13 protein-coding genes are annotated in these 17,682 nt (G+C 42.9%); 2 read left to right on the top strand and 11 right to left on the bottom strand.

The window, feature by feature from the left end; translation table 11 throughout:
- Positions 1-230: 230 nt before the first annotated feature.
- The 5 genes from G625_RS0117585 to G625_RS20795 form a co-directional block, all read right to left on the bottom strand.
- Positions 231-1,154 carry an AEC family transporter gene (locus tag G625_RS0117585; protein ID WP_044933499.1) on the bottom strand — a complete coding sequence of 308 codons (924 nt, stop codon included), beginning with the start codon at positions 1,152-1,154 and terminating at the stop codon, positions 231-233.
- Positions 1,155-1,515: 361 nt separating this feature from the next.
- Positions 1,516-2,691 (bottom strand): isocitrate/isopropylmalate family dehydrogenase, encoded by a 1,176-nt coding sequence (locus G625_RS0117580; RefSeq protein WP_029202138.1) that lies wholly within the window; start codon positions 2,689-2,691, stop codon positions 1,516-1,518.
- Positions 2,692-2,970: 279 nt separating this feature from the next.
- The gene (locus G625_RS0117575) at positions 2,971-3,843 is read right to left on the bottom strand and encodes a LysR family transcriptional regulator (protein ID WP_029202137.1); all 873 of its coding nucleotides are present in this window, start codon (positions 3,841-3,843) and stop codon (positions 2,971-2,973) included.
- Positions 3,844-4,035: 192 nt separating this feature from the next.
- Entirely contained in the window at positions 4,036-6,006 is a 1,971-nt protein-coding gene (locus tag G625_RS0117570; protein WP_029202136.1) for an aconitate hydratase, read from the bottom strand.
- A gap of 129 nt (positions 6,007-6,135) precedes the next feature.
- Entirely contained in the window at positions 6,136-8,508 is a 2,373-nt protein-coding gene (locus G625_RS20795; protein ID WP_049896008.1) for an ATP-binding protein, read from the bottom strand.
- A gap of 249 nt (positions 8,509-8,757) precedes the next feature.
- On the opposite strand from G625_RS20795, the gene G625_RS0117560 reads away from it, so the two are divergent.
- Positions 8,758-9,456, top strand: a complete 699-nt coding sequence (locus G625_RS0117560; protein ID WP_029202135.1) for a response regulator transcription factor — start codon at positions 8,758-8,760, stop codon at positions 9,454-9,456.
- A gap of 300 nt (positions 9,457-9,756) precedes the next feature.
- Here the strand turns inward: G625_RS0117560 and G625_RS0117555 are convergent, their stop codons facing one another.
- A complete protein-coding gene (locus G625_RS0117555) occupies positions 9,757-10,344 on the bottom strand; it encodes a nitroreductase family protein (RefSeq protein ID WP_029202134.1) in 588 nt (195 codons plus the stop codon).
- Positions 10,345-10,581: 237 nt separating this feature from the next.
- Here G625_RS0117555 and G625_RS0117550 point away from each other — a divergent pair, with 237 nt between their 5' ends.
- Positions 10,582-11,514 (top strand): LysR family transcriptional regulator, encoded by a 933-nt coding sequence (locus tag G625_RS0117550; RefSeq protein WP_029202133.1) that lies wholly within the window; start codon positions 10,582-10,584, stop codon positions 11,512-11,514.
- A gap of 35 nt (positions 11,515-11,549) precedes the next feature.
- Here the strand turns inward: G625_RS0117550 and G625_RS0117545 are convergent, their stop codons facing one another.
- The 5 genes from G625_RS0117545 to G625_RS0117520 all read right to left on the bottom strand — a co-directional run bounded on the left by G625_RS0117545 (position 11,550) and on the right by G625_RS0117520 (position 17,545).
- Positions 11,550-12,410 (bottom strand): YitT family protein, encoded by an 861-nt coding sequence (locus tag G625_RS0117545; RefSeq protein ID WP_029202132.1) that lies wholly within the window; start codon positions 12,408-12,410, stop codon positions 11,550-11,552.
- Between the two features lie 65 nt (positions 12,411-12,475).
- Positions 12,476-13,738: a M14 family zinc carboxypeptidase gene (locus G625_RS20790; RefSeq protein WP_049896007.1), complete on the bottom strand. Its 1,263-nt coding sequence runs from the start codon at positions 13,736-13,738 to the stop codon at positions 12,476-12,478.
- 88 nt (positions 13,739-13,826) lie between these two features.
- A complete protein-coding gene (locus G625_RS0117535) occupies positions 13,827-14,681 on the bottom strand; it encodes a hypothetical protein (protein ID WP_029202131.1) in 855 nt (284 codons plus the stop codon).
- 255 nt (positions 14,682-14,936) lie between these two features.
- Complete coding sequence (locus G625_RS0117525; RefSeq protein WP_029202130.1) at positions 14,937-16,274, bottom strand: 2-hydroxycarboxylate transporter family protein; 1,338 nt, start codon at positions 16,272-16,274, stop codon at positions 14,937-14,939.
- Between the two features lie 182 nt (positions 16,275-16,456).
- A complete protein-coding gene (locus G625_RS0117520) occupies positions 16,457-17,545 on the bottom strand; it encodes an HD-GYP domain-containing protein (protein WP_029202129.1) in 1,089 nt (362 codons plus the stop codon).
- Positions 17,546-17,682: the final 137 nt, after the last annotated feature.

Here is a 17,682-nt window from a genome sequence, read left to right as displayed (position 1 = left end):
ATGACCCAAATCCTGATTACCTGAAATTAAGTCATTATAACCTGCCATTCAGGATGACTCAAATGCTGGTAACCTGAATATGGGTCAATGTAATGCCTTGTTCACTGCGAAAATAAGGCATCCTGGCTGAACTGTTACGTTTCTGTGTTTTCAATTCTTTTTGCCACGCAAAAAGAAGAAATGCCGACATATATCTTCAGCATTCCTTCTTCAAAAACACAAAATATTATTCAGGTAAATACCGCAGCAACTATCATAACCCATATCGGCAGTACTATCAGACTCAATATGGTCGAGAAAACTACGACATCTGCCGCAAAATCCACATCTCCGTCATACTGACTGGCAACTACCGCTGTCATGGATGCCGCCGGCATTGCAGCAAGGACGATTGCTACACCTGCTGCCGTTTTTTCCATTTGTACAGCATAGCAGCATGCCATAACCACTGCCGGTATGATCACGAGCCGTATCACCGAATATAAACAGGTGTATTTAGTCACAAGGTTTTTAAATCCGCTTTCCGCCAGGTTTATCCCGAGAAACATCATGGTAAGCGGCGATGTCATATTACCAAGATTCTGTATTGTGGATGTTATGCATAAAGGGAACTGAATCTGAAGAAACATTATAATGATTCCGATCCATACCGCAATTATGCAGGGGTGCTTCATGATCTTTTTAATAACCGTTTTGACGTCAGGAGCTTCGGTGAAATATGATAGTCCCGCCGACCACATTACTATTCTTTGAGGTATCACATACAATGACGAATACAATAGTCCCAGGGCGCCATATACCTCTCCGGCGATGGTATTGCCCAAAATCCCGGAATTGGATGCAACTGTTGCATACTGGAATACCATCTTCTTTTTGGCAGGCAGCCAGTTATAACAATATGCCGCGGCAATGGCGAGAACTATCTGTATAACAACAGAGGCCATAAGCATTATCGCACCCTGCTTAATGATCTCCGGCGTCATGGAAATCATAAATGCTTTTACAATGTTGCATGGCAAAGCTACATAAACGATTAGAGACGTGAGAACTTTTTTGGATTCACCTTTTACGATATTGAATCTTCTGATGATATATCCTGCTGCCATCTCCAGAAACATAACCGTCTGAAGATCTATCAATGATTTCAAATTCATGATGTATGATACCCCTTACTACAGATTCTGCCGAAGTCATTATAATTCAAACCGCATCCGGATAAAGCCCTTATATCCGTACAGGAATCCATCATTTTGAGCGTCCGACTAACCGATCACCACATAAAAAGCATATCACAAATACTTCATATTTCACCTCATTCATACCATATCAAATCTTCATAAATCAAATAACCAAAAAACTATAAACCGGCCATACATCTTTTCATAAAATGTATGACCGGTCTATATAAATACTCTTTTGGAATTTTTTACAAACAACCTTTAATGGTTTAATCATTTCTCAAATCCATTATTTATATCGTTAAGGCAATCTGTAAACTCTGCAGTTGAAGTATATTTATTTCTCAAGTCCCTTTATTGTATCGATAAGGTAATCAGTGAACTCTGCAGTTGAAGCATCTTTTGTCTCTGTTGTCAGAACGATCTTCTTTTCTGTCACAGTTGTGATATCGAGAGCCTTATCAAGGATTGCCTTACGGTCAGCATATCCGATATGTGCCATCATCTCACCCATTGCACGGATCAGTGAGCATGGGTTAGCATAGTGTCCACGACCATGGCTCATAAGATATGGAGCTGTTCCGTGAATAGCCTCAAAGAGAGCATACTTGTTTCCGATATTGGAGCTTGAAGCTGTACCAAGTCCACCCTGATGCTCTGCTGCAACGTCAGTCACGATATCGCCGTAAAGGTTGGGAAGAACAACTACTTCCATATCCTTATTAAACTCAGGATCAAGCATCTTGGCAGCGGTTGCATCAACCAGCTTGTCATCAACGATGATATCAGGATACTCTTCCTCTCCGATTCTGTGAACTGTCTTTACAAAGTTACCGTCAACAAGCTTTACAATGTTAGCCTTGGTAACCACTGTTACATGCTTCTTGCCGTTCTTTCTGGCAAACTCAAAAGCAGCACGTGCGATTCTCTCTGCACCCGGCTTTGTAAGAACCTTGAAATCGATGGCAAGGTCTTCATTAACCTCGATACCCTTATTGCCAAGGATGTACTCACCCTCGATATTCTCACGGAAGAAGGTCCAGTCAATGTTTCTGTCCGGCATCTTGATAGGACGAACAGCTGCAAAAAGATTAAGTCCTCTTCTGAGAAGCGAGTTTGCGGAAAGAAGATTTGGCCATGGATCTCCGGGTCTCGGAGTAACAAAAGGTCCCTTAACAAGAACATCGCACTTCTTGCACTCTTCCATAACGTCTGCCGGAAGAGACTCATTAAGCTCTGATCTTCTCTCGATGGTCATTCCCTCGATGATGTGGATTTCAACTTTTCCTGAAGCAATCTCATCCTTAAGAAGCTCATTAACTACTCTTAATGCCTGCTCCATGATGATAGGTCCGATTCCATCTCCGGGAAGGATACCGATCCTGATGTGATCAAGCTTTGAAAAATCCTTGATCTCACTGTCCTCTTTCATGGTCTCGATACGAGCAAGTTCTGCTCTGATGAGATCTCCAAACTTCGCTTCAGCTGCCTTGATCTGTTCTTCTGTACCCATAGATTCATTCTCCTTTTTTGCTCTAAACTCAACTATTCCTGCAATACCAACCCTCAGCTCAAGCCTTCGGTCGGAACTCACTTTGTATGAAATTTAACAATTATTCACGTCGTTCCTTATTTGTCTATGTTTAAATTATAAGCTAAGACAACTATATAGTAAAATATATATCTAATTATGTCTAACATATGAATTTTTCTATGTTCCAAATATTATTAAAGCACCTTCATATCCACATTTCATGAATATGAAGAGGCCTTAATTGCAGAAAGCCACGCATCACTTTATTTTCACATTCTTATCCACATAGTTTATGAGTTCATCCACTATGGCTCTTCTGTTCTTCTCCTTTTTGTATATGAACCAGGTTTTTCTGGACACATGACCTCCATCCGGTTTAAGCATTGGCTGAAGACACAAATTATATTCATTCACAAAGTTATCAGGAAGGAAGCAAAGAAGGTATTTATTTCCGCTTGAGACATTTCTAAAAGCAAATTCGATATATCCCACATCCTCCGCGGCTTCAGGGATCATGGTGCCGAACTGTTCCTGCCACCAGTCTGCGATCTTCTGTTCGGTTTTACTGTTGGTTTGATAAGCAATCCTTTCCATGTGAGGAAGATCTGAAAGCGGTACCGGTTCTTTGGAAACGATATATCCTGCAGTGTGATCAACCAGCTCGTGGTAAACATTATCGGTATAATCGGAACGGATAAAGGCGACATCAAGCTTTCCTTCCATGAGCATGTGATATAAGAGATTACTTTGCTTATTTACTACGCGAATGCTTACATTGGGATGGCTTTTGATAAAATCATCAAGCACATCGTATAAAGTATATTTTGTGTAGGTATAGGCTGACCCAATGATGATATTTTCTTTGGTCTGTTCTTTGATGAGTCTCAATCCCTCAAGCACTTCATTTTCAAATGCAATGTGCCTAACGGATTCCTTATAAAGAAACTCCCCTTCCTTTGTGAATACGACTCCAAGGGGAGTACGTTCCACTATCCTGCAGTCGAGTTCCTGCTCCATTATCTGAAGCCTCTTTGTTATGGCTGACTGGGATTTATACATCATGGCTGCTATCTTGGTTATACTCTGTGTCTCATGTAATGCGTTTATTATTCTCCAGTCGCTGTCTTTCATAAATGCTCCCTTTAATTACAAAATTTATACTGCAGATTTCCGTCTGTTTTTATATCACAGTCATCATAACATTTTAATCCGTAATATAACACAATTTACCAAAAACAATAGTGCCAACGGGGACACGGAATCGTCCCCGTTGGCACTATTATACTTTTTTGTTTTAATTTCTATTTATTATTATGATTCAGATTATTCTTTTATTATGCCACGGTCCACAAGCTGCTGCTTAAGGTGACGAAGCTGTCCGCCGTCAAGTATGGTCTCCATTTCGGCGTCAGAAATCTCAAGCTTACAGTTGAAGCTTAAGCCCTTTGTCTTGTCACGGACAGTGACTTTTCGGCTCTTTATCTGCTCAGGGAAGTTATCTATTTCAAGTTCATCCAGAAGCTCAAGCTTGTCATAATCCTCATTGTTTTCAAAAAGCATGGGCACGATACCATGATTGATGAGATTACCTTTGTGAATGCGGGCAATGCTCTTGGCAATGACGCACTTTACTCCGAGATACATGGGATTGATGGCAGCGTGCTCACGGGATGAGCCCTGACCATAGTTCTCGCCGCCGATAATGATGGACTTTCCGAGATTTCTTGCTCTCTCAGAAAACTCAGGATCATAGCGATGATAGCAATACTTTGACATGAGAGGAATGTTTGATCTCATGGAAGAGAATTCTGCTCCTGCAGGGGTAATGTCATCGGTGGAGATATTGTCACGACCCTTAAGTGAGATTCTGCACTCAAGCTTCTTCTCAGGCTTCTCAGGTACAGGAAGACTCGCGATATTCGGTCCCTTAACAACCTCAACCTTTTCAGCCTCTTCTTCAGGAAGCGGCTTTATAAGCATAGAGTCATCAACAAAATAGTGATCCGGCTCATGAACTTCTGCAAGCTTCTTTACATCCTCTCCCATAACATCCCATGCGGAAGCAAAGGTTCCCTTTATGGCAGTTGCTGCTGCGGACTCGGGTGATACGAGATAGATATTGGCATTTGGTGAACCTGCTCGTCCACGGAAATTACGGTTTGAAGTACGTACTGCGATGCCGTTTGTAGGAGGCACCTGACCGATGGCACAGCATGGACCGCAGCTAAGTTCCAGGATACGTACGCCGGCATCAATGAGCATATCAAGATAACCATCCTTCATGAGCTGCTTATATATCTGCTTACTAGCTATTCCGGCAGTACACTGAACATTCTCATCCACATGGTGACCCTGCATTACAAGAGCTGCCTTTGCGAAGTCAGAATAGGAGCCGTTTGTGCAGGAGCCCATGAATACCTGATGTACCACCGGATGCTCCTCGAGAGAGCTGATGGGGACAACATTATCAGGTTGGTGAGGAAGGGCGATAAGAGGTTCAAGTGATGAAAGATCAAGCTCCATTACCTCATCGTATTCGGCATCGGCATCAGGTCCCATCTCAACAAATTCATCACCTCTGTCCTGGGCTTCCATGAATTTTTTGACCACATTATCGGCAGGGAAAATGGAAGTGGTTGCTCCCATCTCTGCACCCATGTTGGCAATGGTAAGACGCTCCGGAACTTCAAGTGTTTCTACACCCGGTCCCACATACTCGAATACCTTTCCGAGTCCGCCCTTGATGGTTACTCTTCTCAGCATCTCGAGAACTACTTCCTTGGCATTTACACCCGGGCGAAGATGACCGGTGAGGTTTACCTTAACAATCTTCGGCATGGTCAGTCTCATGGGAAGTCCTGTCATGGCAGTAGCCACATCCATTCCTCCTACGCCGATGGAAAGACATCCCACCGCTCCGCTTGAAGGTGTATGTGAATCTCCACCCATAAGAAGCTTTCCAGGAGCCGCAAATCTGCAGGTGTGGATCATATGGCATATTCCGTTACCCGGTCTTGAAACATACACACCGTACTTTTCTGCTGCCGTACGAAGGTAGATATGATCATCCGGAGTCTTAAAATCAATATAGAGAAGGTTATGATCCAGGTTGGAAACTGAAATCTCTGTTCTCGCTCTCTTAAGTCCTATCTGCTCAAAAGCAAGATAGGTCATAACCGCATTTATATCATGAGTAAGTGTCTGATCAACCTTTACAAACACATCCTCTCCCGGTGTCATGGATCCTGATTCAAAATGTGATTTTATTATTTTTCTGGTAAGTGACTCTCCCATTGTTTTCCTCCTGAAAGCTAAACCCAACTTTTCATACTCCTATTCTATCAGCCTCGGCTTCATAACAAGAAATATAATAACCACATGAGGCCATTCCAAAAAGTGATGTCCCATTCCTTAATCACATGATTACATTTTTTTAATATTCTCAATGTTTCCCGAGATACGTTCCGCAAGGCTTATGATCTCGGTTGAGGAGACAGGTTTTTCCATATATCCGTTAATGATTCCGCGCTTTCTGGACTCCACTATCTCCCTGTCTATGGTATCCGCCATAATTATCTTTAAAGCTTCCTTTTCTTCCATGAATTCAGACATGAAAATTTCTATTCCGGAATAATGTCCCACTGTCTCATCTATCAATATGATATCCGGCTTCATCTCCTTAAAAGCTGTACGAAGAGTTTCGACAGAATCACACATAACCGCCTGGATAAAGTCTTTTTCATTGAGAGTATCCTTTAGAATAGAAAGTATCTTATGGTTATCGTCGGCAACCAGGATCCTGATTTTTCTGTTAATGCTCCCGGCCGCTGCATCTCCTGCTTTTCCGGAAATCTGATCAGGTATCTCAGCATTTGACTCAGGGTTTACTCCTGCTGCCACATCCTCTGCCCTTGCCGCATTCCTGGTTGTTTCTGTTTCCACCACAGGAAAATGAACATAGAAAACACTTCCTTTTCCAACTGACGAATCGATATGTATAAATCCCTTGTGAGCATCTACTATCTGCTCTGCGAGGGCCAGACCAAGTCCGGTTCCCTCTCCGGATTTCTTTGTGGTAAAGAAAGGTTCAAATATCTTCTTTTTGATCTTGTCACTCATTCCTGTGCCATTATCCCTGATTTCAAAAACAAGATATCTCTTAAACAGACTATCCTTAGGCAGCTCTTTAAACCTGATATCGGATTGATCTTTAATAAACGCTGAAAGTCTGAGACAGCCCTCGGGCTTGTCTCCGATAGCCTGCATACCATTAACAGCAATATTAAGGAGAACCTGATTTATCTGTGTGCTGTTTCCCAGGATATATTCATCCTTAACACTGTTTTCCTTTTCCACCGTGACATTATCGGGGCAAATGGAATCCGTCATTCTGAAAAACCTTTCCACTAGTTTAAAGGCTTCAATATTACGGAAGATAGTCTCTGCATTCTTCCTGCTCATGGCGGACATCTGATGAACCACATCCTTGGCTTTTTCCGAAGCCTGAAGTATCTCTTTAGCACTGTCATATTCATCGGAGTCCTCAGGCAGTGACATCATGAGGAGCTCTGCGTGGCCCATGATAGGTGTAAGGAAATTATTGAACTCATGGGCGATACCTCCGGTCATGGTACCCATGATCTGAAGTCTCTGCTGGTGGGCAATGGCATTTTCGCTCCTGTGCATCTCTTCCAGCACCTGGTTAAGATTTTTTAGATAATCAATCTCTTTGGATGCTCTGGTATTTTCGGAAACAAGCCTGAAGATGCCCAATGCGGCAACGAAAAACACCGTAAGGATTCCTACCGAAACAAGTATGATACCGCTGAAACCATCAAGTATGGGTCTGTAAAAATCATCGTAGTCAACTACCGCGCTGACCACCCAGAAGTCATCACCGATCTTCGCGGGACTGTAGGCGCTTATCTTCCGGACTCTGGGAACGCCTTCTTCCATCCACCAGTAGGAAAAATAATCATCAACTCCCTCTTCTCCGTGATTCTGCTTATCAAGAAGATTTTCAAGACTTTCGAAATCAAGGCCCGGATACATTTCCATACGACCCGATATGACACTTATACCCCACTGCTTTTTAGACGGATGCATAAGCATGAGATTCTGTGAATTCTTGATAACTATGTAGCCATTGGAACCTATGTGGATGTCTGAAACCACATTTTCATAATATTTATCCTCGTCAATCACAAGTCCAACGGTTTTGCCCTGTGCCCCGGGATCAAGCTTTTTCTTAAAGATCAGGACATTACGATCCTTCCCTCTTTTTCCCTGCCACAGGGTGATGCCATTTCCTGTGTCTGTTACGAGCTGAAGGTCTGTTATTATAAGTTCGTCGGAAGATTCGCTGAAGGATGCAGGAGCATCATCCGAAGAATCCTCCATATCATATATTTGGGTGGGGACAGCTGTTTTCAGGATATTTCCGGAAGAGTCCTCCAGATAGACATTAACAGCAAAATCAATGTTACTGCCCACATATTTTTTTATGAAAATGTTTTTTTCCTCGCTATCATTTATGTCCGAAAAAAATTCCAGTTCTCTTATATAGTTATCCATATCAGCCCTGATGTTCCGGCTTATGGTTTTCGCCATAAGCAGCAGCTGATCCTGCTGGTTTTTCATGAGGGCATTTCTGTAATCACGAAATACCTTAAGACCGGCAAAAAGCAAAATGCAGGTAATGGCTATACTCGCAAAAGCAAGTATCATATATTTCCAGTTTATCTTTTCGGTTTTTTTGAACACGCCTGAGTTAGGCTTATCTCTGTCACTTTTCATATCAATCTCCATTCCGCCGCCCTTGTCCGGCGGTTCAAATAGTACTGAAAAGTTTTTTCACACTATCATCCTGTCAGGTTAGCTTATTTATTCTCTCTTCATAGCTTATATCAAATGATTCTGATATGACATTAATAATTGTTAAGATTTAAATATTATATTAAGATATAAGGCATACAGAAGGTTTTGGATTTAGTGTAGACAAATCCATATACTGATTTACATTACTGAAAATACTATGGGTGAAAAATGTCTGATAAAGTTTTGATCGTTGATGATGATGCGAATATATGTAAGCTCCTGGAAAAGGTGATGCACAGTAACGAGCTCGAGTCTGAAACAGCCAACTCGGGTGAGGAAGCGCTGTCTAAAATTGCAAACGGACACTATGACGTCATTCTCATGGACGTTAATCTCGGTGATATGGAAGGCTTCGATGTTATAAAAAAGATCCGGACCGATCATATCTCAACCCCCGTAATAATCATTTCCGGAAGAAACGAGGATTACGATTCTGTCTATGGTCTTTCCATAGGTGCGGATGATTACATCACAAAGCCTTTCCGTCCCATGATCCTTGGGGCCAAGGTCAAGGCTCTCATTCGCCGTAACAGGCAGGCTATGTCCGAAAATACCACTGAGGATAATGACTCTATAGTTGTGGGAGATTTTTCTTATGACACTTCTTCTATGAGGTTTTATAAGAGTGGGGAGGAGATGTATCTGTCTTCAAAGGAGGCGGCTTTGTTCCTTTTGTTCCTGAAGAATCCCCAGCAGGTTTTCAACAAGGACGCGATCTATGAGCATGTCTGGGGCAATGCCATCGCCGTTGATGATAATGCCATCATGGTTTACATCAACAGGCTCCGCAGTAAGGTTGAAGAGGATCCGAAAAAGCCCGCTCACATCGTTACCGTGAGGGGATCGGGGTACCGGTTTGTACCGTGAAACGGTACAAGTGGTACGAGCCGGAGGGCATCCATTTAAAGGCGGGTCGCCTCGTTGGAAAAATTTAAAATCTGACCCCTAAGACGCTCTAGGCCCTCGCCAATGTCAGAGATTTTCTCTTATGAAAACTCTGACTTGGCGAGGGAGCTAAGGAAAAAGGAACCAAGAGCGTCTAAGGGGTCAGATTTTAATTTTTCTCAACTCGGCTCAACGCCTTTAAATGGATGCCCTCCGGCTCTCACTATTTCTATACCGGTTAATATGAGAGCTAATAGTATCCCATTTGGGGCAGATCTAATATTAGTGGTTTTTTTCAATTACTATGTCTTCGAGTTTACGCTTGGGGACGAAGTGGGTGCCGCTTTCGTCGCGGTAGTAGTTGATATTGCCGTCTTCGGGGATATCAACAAGCTTTATCTTTTCGGCAGGTTCGCCGAGGGCTATCACCATTACAGGGATCAGATTTTCGGGAAGGTTCAAAAAATCAGTCAATGGCTGTAAGCCGAAGTTTCTGATCATGAGACCGCCAAGTCCTTTTTCGGTAGCTGAAAGAAGAAGGGTCTGGGCTGCTATTCCAACGTCTATTAGTACGGCCTGGGTGTTTGGCTGAATGTCTGTGTCCTGCAGTATGATGACGAAGGCTGCGGGATGTGTGCCGAATTTCGGAAGATGAAGTTCGGGAAGTGCACCTGCCCATTTTGTTAATTTGAGGATTTCTTCAACCTCTGTTCTATCATTGGAGATATAATATTTTAATGGCTGCAGGTTGGCTGCAGAGCCAACAATCCTGGCAGAATCCAGAATCTCGAAAATTTCTTTATCCGAAATTCTTCTATCCTCATTAAATCCTCTGTAGCTTCTGTTTTTCGCAACAAGTTCACTGAACATGGCAACCTCCATAAGTAGTAGATCATGCGAAATCATCTATAGCTGTTTGATACGATCAATCAAAATACGCCATAGACATTTCCTGTAATTTTGTTTCAAAGATTTTACCTAAGGGCATTATAAACTTGATTACATAAATTTAATATTCTCAAGTTATAAATTTTGAATTAATTTACGATATTCATGGTAGAATATAGTCACTGACTATAAGTTCTTGTTTTTGAGAAGGTATTTCCTATGACAACCAGAGAATTATTATACGTAAAAACCGTTGCCGACACCCATAACATTTCCAAGGCTGCAAAGAAACTCTTTGTTGCTCAGCCTTCCCTGTCTCAATCCCTGCAAAGAATTGAAGAAACCATCGGAACTCGTCTGTTTATACGCGGATCCGACGGACTGAAGCTCACTTATGCAGGCGAGAAATATTACCAGATGGCCTGTACCATACTTAAGATTTACGATGATTTCGAAGCTGAGATCAGTGATATGAACGATCTCAAGACCGGTCATATCAGCTTTGGTATCACTAACCATCTCGGAGCGATAACCCTCCCCATGGTGATGCCTCAATTTAAGGAGGAGTGTCCGGGAATAGATCTTGATATATTTGAGGGTTCAACCGAACTTCAGGAGGAAAAACTCATCTCCGGAGATCTGGATTTTTCCATAATGCATGCTCCTGTTGATGGCACTGAGTCAAACCCTTCCCTCAATTATGAAATACTCGCAAGGCATCCCTTCGTCATCGCCATCTCAAGAAATGATCCTTTAGTAAAACTCGCCAAGCCAAGAGATGGCTATCTTTATCCGGTACTTGATGTAAAGCTTTTGGAACACCACCCTCTTCTGACTCTTCATAAAGAGCAGCGAATCCGCCACGTCACTGATTCCGTTCTGAAAAAAGCCGGCATACGCCCCGAGATAAAATTCGTATCAAGAAACTATATGACACTTGAAAAGCTTGCGGCCGAAGGCATTGGGTTCACCCTGCTCCCTTCGGACTACATAAACATAAGCCTATACGGCAACCCACCGGCCTACCTCTCCATCGAGGACAAATATTCCGCCTACTGGAGCCTTTGCATAACCACAATTAAGGGAGCATTCCTTTCCAGAGCAGACCAACGCTTCCTTGATATTATCAGAGCAACACTTTCAAATACATAGAAGCAGAGCCGACGGGATATCCCGTCGGCTCTTTGTCAGTCCTTAGGCCTCATATAGAAATTACCCGCAAGCTCCGTGGTTCTGAAAGAATTCACAAAAGCGTTCTCGTCGATCTCCTTGGTCTTTAGGATGACCTTCTTCGCGTCATCCGCTCCAATAACCGAATAAACTATATGAAGCTGCTTATGTTCATGGGCTCCCTGAGCCGTCATCAAAGTTGCACCATGATGACTGATCTTAAAAATCATCTCCGAAATTTCTTCAGGCTTATCTGTAATTATGAACAATGTCTGCCTCTGATATGCCCTGTAGAAAGTCTGTAAGGTCTGAGTGGAAACATACTGGAAAACTATGGAATACAGCGCCTTGTCCCATCCGAAAAGGATGCCGGCTGCCCCCAGGATGATAACATTAAACCCGAGAACCAGATTCCAGGTTTCCATGCCCCTCTTCTGACTGAGATAAATAGCTATAAAATCCGTTCCACCGGAGGTGGCGTCAACGCTGAGACACAAGCTCACCACGATACCATTGATGATACCGCCGAAAATCGCGATAAGAAGAGTATCATAAGTTATTACATGTCCAGGCAGCATATCTGTCAGAAAACCTGTACACAGGATCATAATCAGGGAATAGATAGTGAACTTTTTTCCTATAAATTTAAAGCCTATATATACCGGAATAAAGTTCAGTGCGATATTCACAACAGAATACGGAATTTCAAAATGGAAATACAGCTGGCAAACTCTCTGAATAAGCACTGTAAGTCCGGTAACTCCTCCCGGATACAGTCCTCCTGTACGCACAAAGGTTTTAATGTTTACCGCCATCAGCATTGATGCTATCAATACCACGATCAGTCTTTTAAGATCCTTCTTAACATCAAATTTCATCTCAATCTCCACTTCGCCTATTTCAGCCGGCGGTTCAACCGGTGATGACAAATTTTTTCACCGGTTTATCTATGGTTTATCTCGTAAACCAGATCCTTTAAAACCTCAGAATTTCTCTGCCAGATGCCGTCAATGTCTGTGTCCGGCAGCGGGCATGAACCGATTCCCACTTCTATGGTAACCGAAGGGATACCCTTTAAGGCTAGATACTCTTTATATGAGCCGGAGCCTACGCTGTTTATGTTTGTGGAAGCCGCTCCCAGGATATATCCTGTGTCCTGCTTCACAAGCTCCGCAAGCTGTTTGCTTCTTGCCTCTACTCCCTCTGGAGCTCCTCCAAAGGACCAGTAAACTACGCTTCCCTGCGCATGATAGTTGATAACCTCATCAAAAGAAGCCTCATTCAAAACCTTTATAAGTGCCTGAGTCTCTGCCTCAGACTCCGCTGACGGTCCCTTATAGTACTCATATGAAGGGTAATATCTTGAATCGTCAAGCTCCTTCCAGCCTATGGAGAAATTTCTGTTAATGTCTACGCCGTTAGCATTGTTCTTCCATCTGCGATAGTACCAGTCTGTGTCTCCTGTATAGTTTTCCCTTTGCTGATCGTGCTGGATCATGGCTTTGAGATTGCCGAGGATCGTCTGGCTCTTTACCTTTGAAGCTCCAAACTGGCTAAGGACAGCACCATCCGGATTGACCATCGGAATCACATGAATGCAGGTGGTCTGAAGAAGGGAGGCCACGCCCTGACCTTTAAATCCTCCGCCGTTTTTAGCCATGGAAAGCATATCATGAATCTGACGCATAACGAGCTGAGTTGTGATGTACTCTCTTCCATGCATGGCAGCTGTCAGTAATATCTGATTCTCCGCAGATGGTTCTCCCACAGTCAGCTCGTAAATATTTCTGTTATCGGCACTGACTCCCAGTACAGAAGACTTTACCACACTTCCAAACTCCGAAACAAGAGCCGATATATCTGACTCAAGATTTTCATAGGTATAGGTTGTAACACCATCACAGTAGTAACCATTGACCGGTGACCCATAGACATTGGTATTGAAGGGACTCGATGCTATTAATGACGCGTTTGCTGAAGCACTGGTTGCTGCGTTAGTACTTCCTGAGGCTGCTGTACCGGCGGCTGATGCTCCGGATGCCGCAGATCCCGGCACGCTTGGTCCCCCGGTGCCGATTCCCGTATCCAACGGCTCTGCACCTCTTGCAGGACCAGTTTCGGCCATGGCAACAGCACTTGTTCCTGACATAGCAAGAGACATAGCTATAAGAATAGACATTATTATCTTATTGATATTCTTTTTCATATTCACCTCCGTTATTTCCAAATTTTACCATAAAAATACTCCCACAAATGAATCTGCAGGAGTTTGTAAGAAAATATCAATGCTATTGTCAAGAGTGGAAAACATATACGCTTTCAGGGTTCTTCATAAGTTCATCGGCGCGCTTCTCGGTATAAAGACCTTTTCTGTCCTCTACAACCTCTTTAAGAAGCTTCATGGCCTTTTCGAAATACTCTTTATCTTCACCGGATCTTCTGAGATAGAATTCTGCAGCTTCAACCTGCATCTCCTTTTTGTAAATAGGATTTGATGCAAACTGGATCTCTTCCTCAAGATACTTTATATCTGTATCCTCTTTACCCCTTGCAGCAGCGATTCTGTTTTCCTGAACCCTTATCTGTTGTTCAAGATTTGAATAAAGCATCCTGGCTCTGTTTTGTGCCAGTTCCTTAAGATGTCTGAGGTCATCAATCTGGTCCCCGGCTGCTTCCAAATCTCTCATCAGGATCCGAAGGTTCGCTTTCTGATTAACTATAAGGGCCGAAGTAGTGAGGGCATGTATTTTAAGTTCATTGGGTTTGAGATCCTTAATGGCATTCCAGGCCCCCTCATAATCTCCGAGAGCCTCTTTGGCATAAGATATCCAGTTCTGTCCGTTTGCATACTCCGCAAGATTCTTAGGAACCTTTGCATTTACAGCTTCAAACTCTTCCAGAAAGCCCTTTGGATCTGCATCAACATAAAGTCTGCTCTGAATAGCCTTTAACTTATTGCTGCAGACAATGGCTGCAATGAATCTGAATACTATGATTCCGGAAAAGATAAAAAGAGCAAATACAAATATGGCAACCTTACTCTCATTGGAAAGTATATTTCCACGATAATGTATAAGTCCAAGCATTGCCCCGAGAGCAGCACCCGCCACCATAAGAAGATTTGCCAGTTTCTTGTAATAAACTATCATCTGTCATCCCCCCGATCATTTGATTTCACAATGCTATGAATTATAGCACAGGAAGCATGTTATTTCACCTTATATATCATTAAGGAAAGACGCAGGCAAAGCCCGCTGTCGGTGTAAGCATTGTCATTTTCTGCCTTATGCATCATTAAGAAAAGACGCCCCCGAAGGAGCGTCTCCATAATTCAAAACCAGCTGCTTTAATGGTTTTGATCTTATTTATCATATTGTCATCCGATTTCTTTCGGGCTTTAAATATTAAAGCATGAATGAGAATACGAAAGATGCAATGATAAGAACGATTCCACCACCAAGACGTGATGAAAGCTGTGAGTAAGCGATGAGATCCATACGATCTGCAGCACCGAGACAAGCAAGGTCTCCGTTTCCACCTCTGTTAGCCATGCAAAGACCGGCTGTGATAGCTGTATCGATAGGATAGAAACCTACAAGGTATCCTACAGCAGCTGATCCGATGATAGCACCGATAACGATCATTAAAGCCATAAGGATGTTTGAAGGTGAGATAGCATTGAAAAGCTCAGCAAGATTGAAATCTGCACCCATACCTACCATGATGATGATTCCGAGCTGTCCTGAGAAGAAGCTCTGAAGTCTCTTTGCACCTGCACGAACTCTTGCGGGAATCTTACCTGTTGCGGCAAGGATAACTACGAAGATGATCATGTATGCATACTTGTGGATAGCAGCACCTGCGATCTTAGGAAGGAACTTACCTGCCATAAGCTCACCAACTGCGAAACAAGCGAATGCAAGAAGTAATGCACCTGCAAGGTCAGTATTGTCTGTAGAAACCTTCTCATCATCTTTTACAAGATTCTCAGCTCCACGGATAAGAGTCTTCTTATCACCTGTAAGTGACGGAACCTTCTCACCAAGAGCATTAAGAGCTGCTGATGCGATGATACAGAAGATGTTTGCAATTGTAAGAACGATGATAGCAAATGAATAGTAGTTAGCAGCTGCATCGCCTGTTACCTGCTCATAAATCTGAGAAAGAGGAACAGCGCCGGCACCATTACCACCACCCATGATAGGAAGTGTGTACTTGATAAGTGTATCGCTGAATGGGATACCGAAGATAGCGCCTGTGATTCCGCCAAGGATTGATGCTGCAAGAAGTCCGCCAAGGATAGCAGGAATGTAACCTGCAAAGGACTTCAGAAGGATATCTCTCTCAAGAGAAAGTACCGATCCACAGATCAGCATAACGATGAAGAGCTCAAGGAAGTTTGCATCGTCAGAGATAAATGAGTTGATAGCATCAAGTCCTGCCTCAGGAATAAGTCCGAACTGCTTAAGGATAGCAACACCGAAGAATGTGAGGAGAAGACCACCACCGATATAAGTGTTCCAGATAGGAATTCTCTCACCGAGCTCATTGAAAATAACTGCTAGACCGAAGCAAATACCAAGTACAGAAGTCATGGTAGTTGCTGCGATCATCTTTGGACCATCATCGCTTGCCTTTGTGATGTACATAGGAGCAAGTACCAGAATGATACAGATGATAGCCAGCCATGCAGGCTGACCGCCGAGCCAAAGCCCGGTTCTTGCGTGCTTATTGTCTGCCATTTTTAAATCCCCCTTAAAAATTGAAGTGAAGCAGCTCACTCCATTTAGAAATATTACTGCCCGGACAATTCCGGAGTTTAAGAACGTGTCTATTTTATCATTCGGAGTTTTTTTTTACAATTAAGTAAACCTTGAAATAAGCTTACAAAACGTTAAGCCAACATCCTTGTAACCTTACAAAATTATAAGATTACAATTCCGGCACATTTCAAAGACTTAAGGTCATAGACATTACCACTCTCAACCCCGACAACTACCGGTCTCAGAAGGAATTGAGGGTTTCGCTGAACAACTCTCGCTGTTTCACCGTTACTGAGCTGAACGTTGGAATCCACAGGATAAAGGATCATCATCTGCAAGAAGCTGTTCAATGCATCCATATCCAGCTCGTCTGTCATGGCCATGAGCATCTCTACAGCCTCTCTGGGGGTCTTGCCTTTTTTATAAGGTCTCTCTGTCACAAGGGCATCAAAGATATCGGCCACAGTCAGAAGCTTTGCATATTGATGTATATGATCAGCTGTTGCGCCGTAGGGATAACCGCTTCCATCAATCTTCTCGTGATGCTGAAGCATGGCTATCTTAACATCCATTGGGATCTCATCATTATCAGCCACCAGCTGATAACTGAAGGTGCTGTGTTTTTTCATAACTTCAAATTCTTCGTAGGTAAGCTTTGCAGGCTTGTTAAGAATTTCCGGAGGAATCATGGTCTTTCCTATATCATGCAGAAGTCCTGCCATTCCTATCTGGAAAATTTCCGTTTTACTCTTTCCCTGTTCCTTGGCCAGAACCATACTTATGGATGCCACATCCACACTATGCTTAAAGGTATACTCGTCACTGCATTTGAGAGCATTAATGTTCAGGGCCACAGCATTATTCTTTTCTATGGCATTCATCAGATCATTGGTGATGCTTGTTGCAGCTGCTGCGGTTTCGTGAGGGTCCGGATTCTGGTAAATAAGCTCTATTCCCTTGGAAATACGTTTCCTTACTGAAGCTTCAAGTACGACTGTGGGAGGATCGGATTTTCTCAGTTCCTTCACCATATACTCGGCAGCCGTTGATAATTTATTCGGACTCTTATTGGCCTGCCCTGATTTTATGGTGACGTACTGAACCCCGCCCTTCCTGAGCTCATCAATTGCATACGGAGTAACAACTGTTCCGGGCTCAATGAGAATACGTCCAAGTCTGTCCTCTATGGACTTACCTATAACCATCCCGGACTTAAGTTTATCAATGGAAATTTCTAAATTGCTTGTCATGTCTTCCTCAACCGCGGAAAATGTCTGAAATGAAAACTACCGATACACTATTAATTATTCCAACAATACTATATTCTATCATAGTTCCAACATTTTGAATATTGTAAAACCCCGAAATAGAAAATCTTTTCCGGGCA

This window comes from Oribacterium sp. NK2B42 (genome assembly GCF_000424445.1).
Classification (GTDB): domain Bacteria; phylum Bacillota; class Clostridia; order Lachnospirales; family Lachnospiraceae; genus Oribacterium.
The sequence above is the reverse complement of the archived record's forward strand: the minus strand, read 5'-3'. Positions and strand labels throughout refer to the sequence as shown.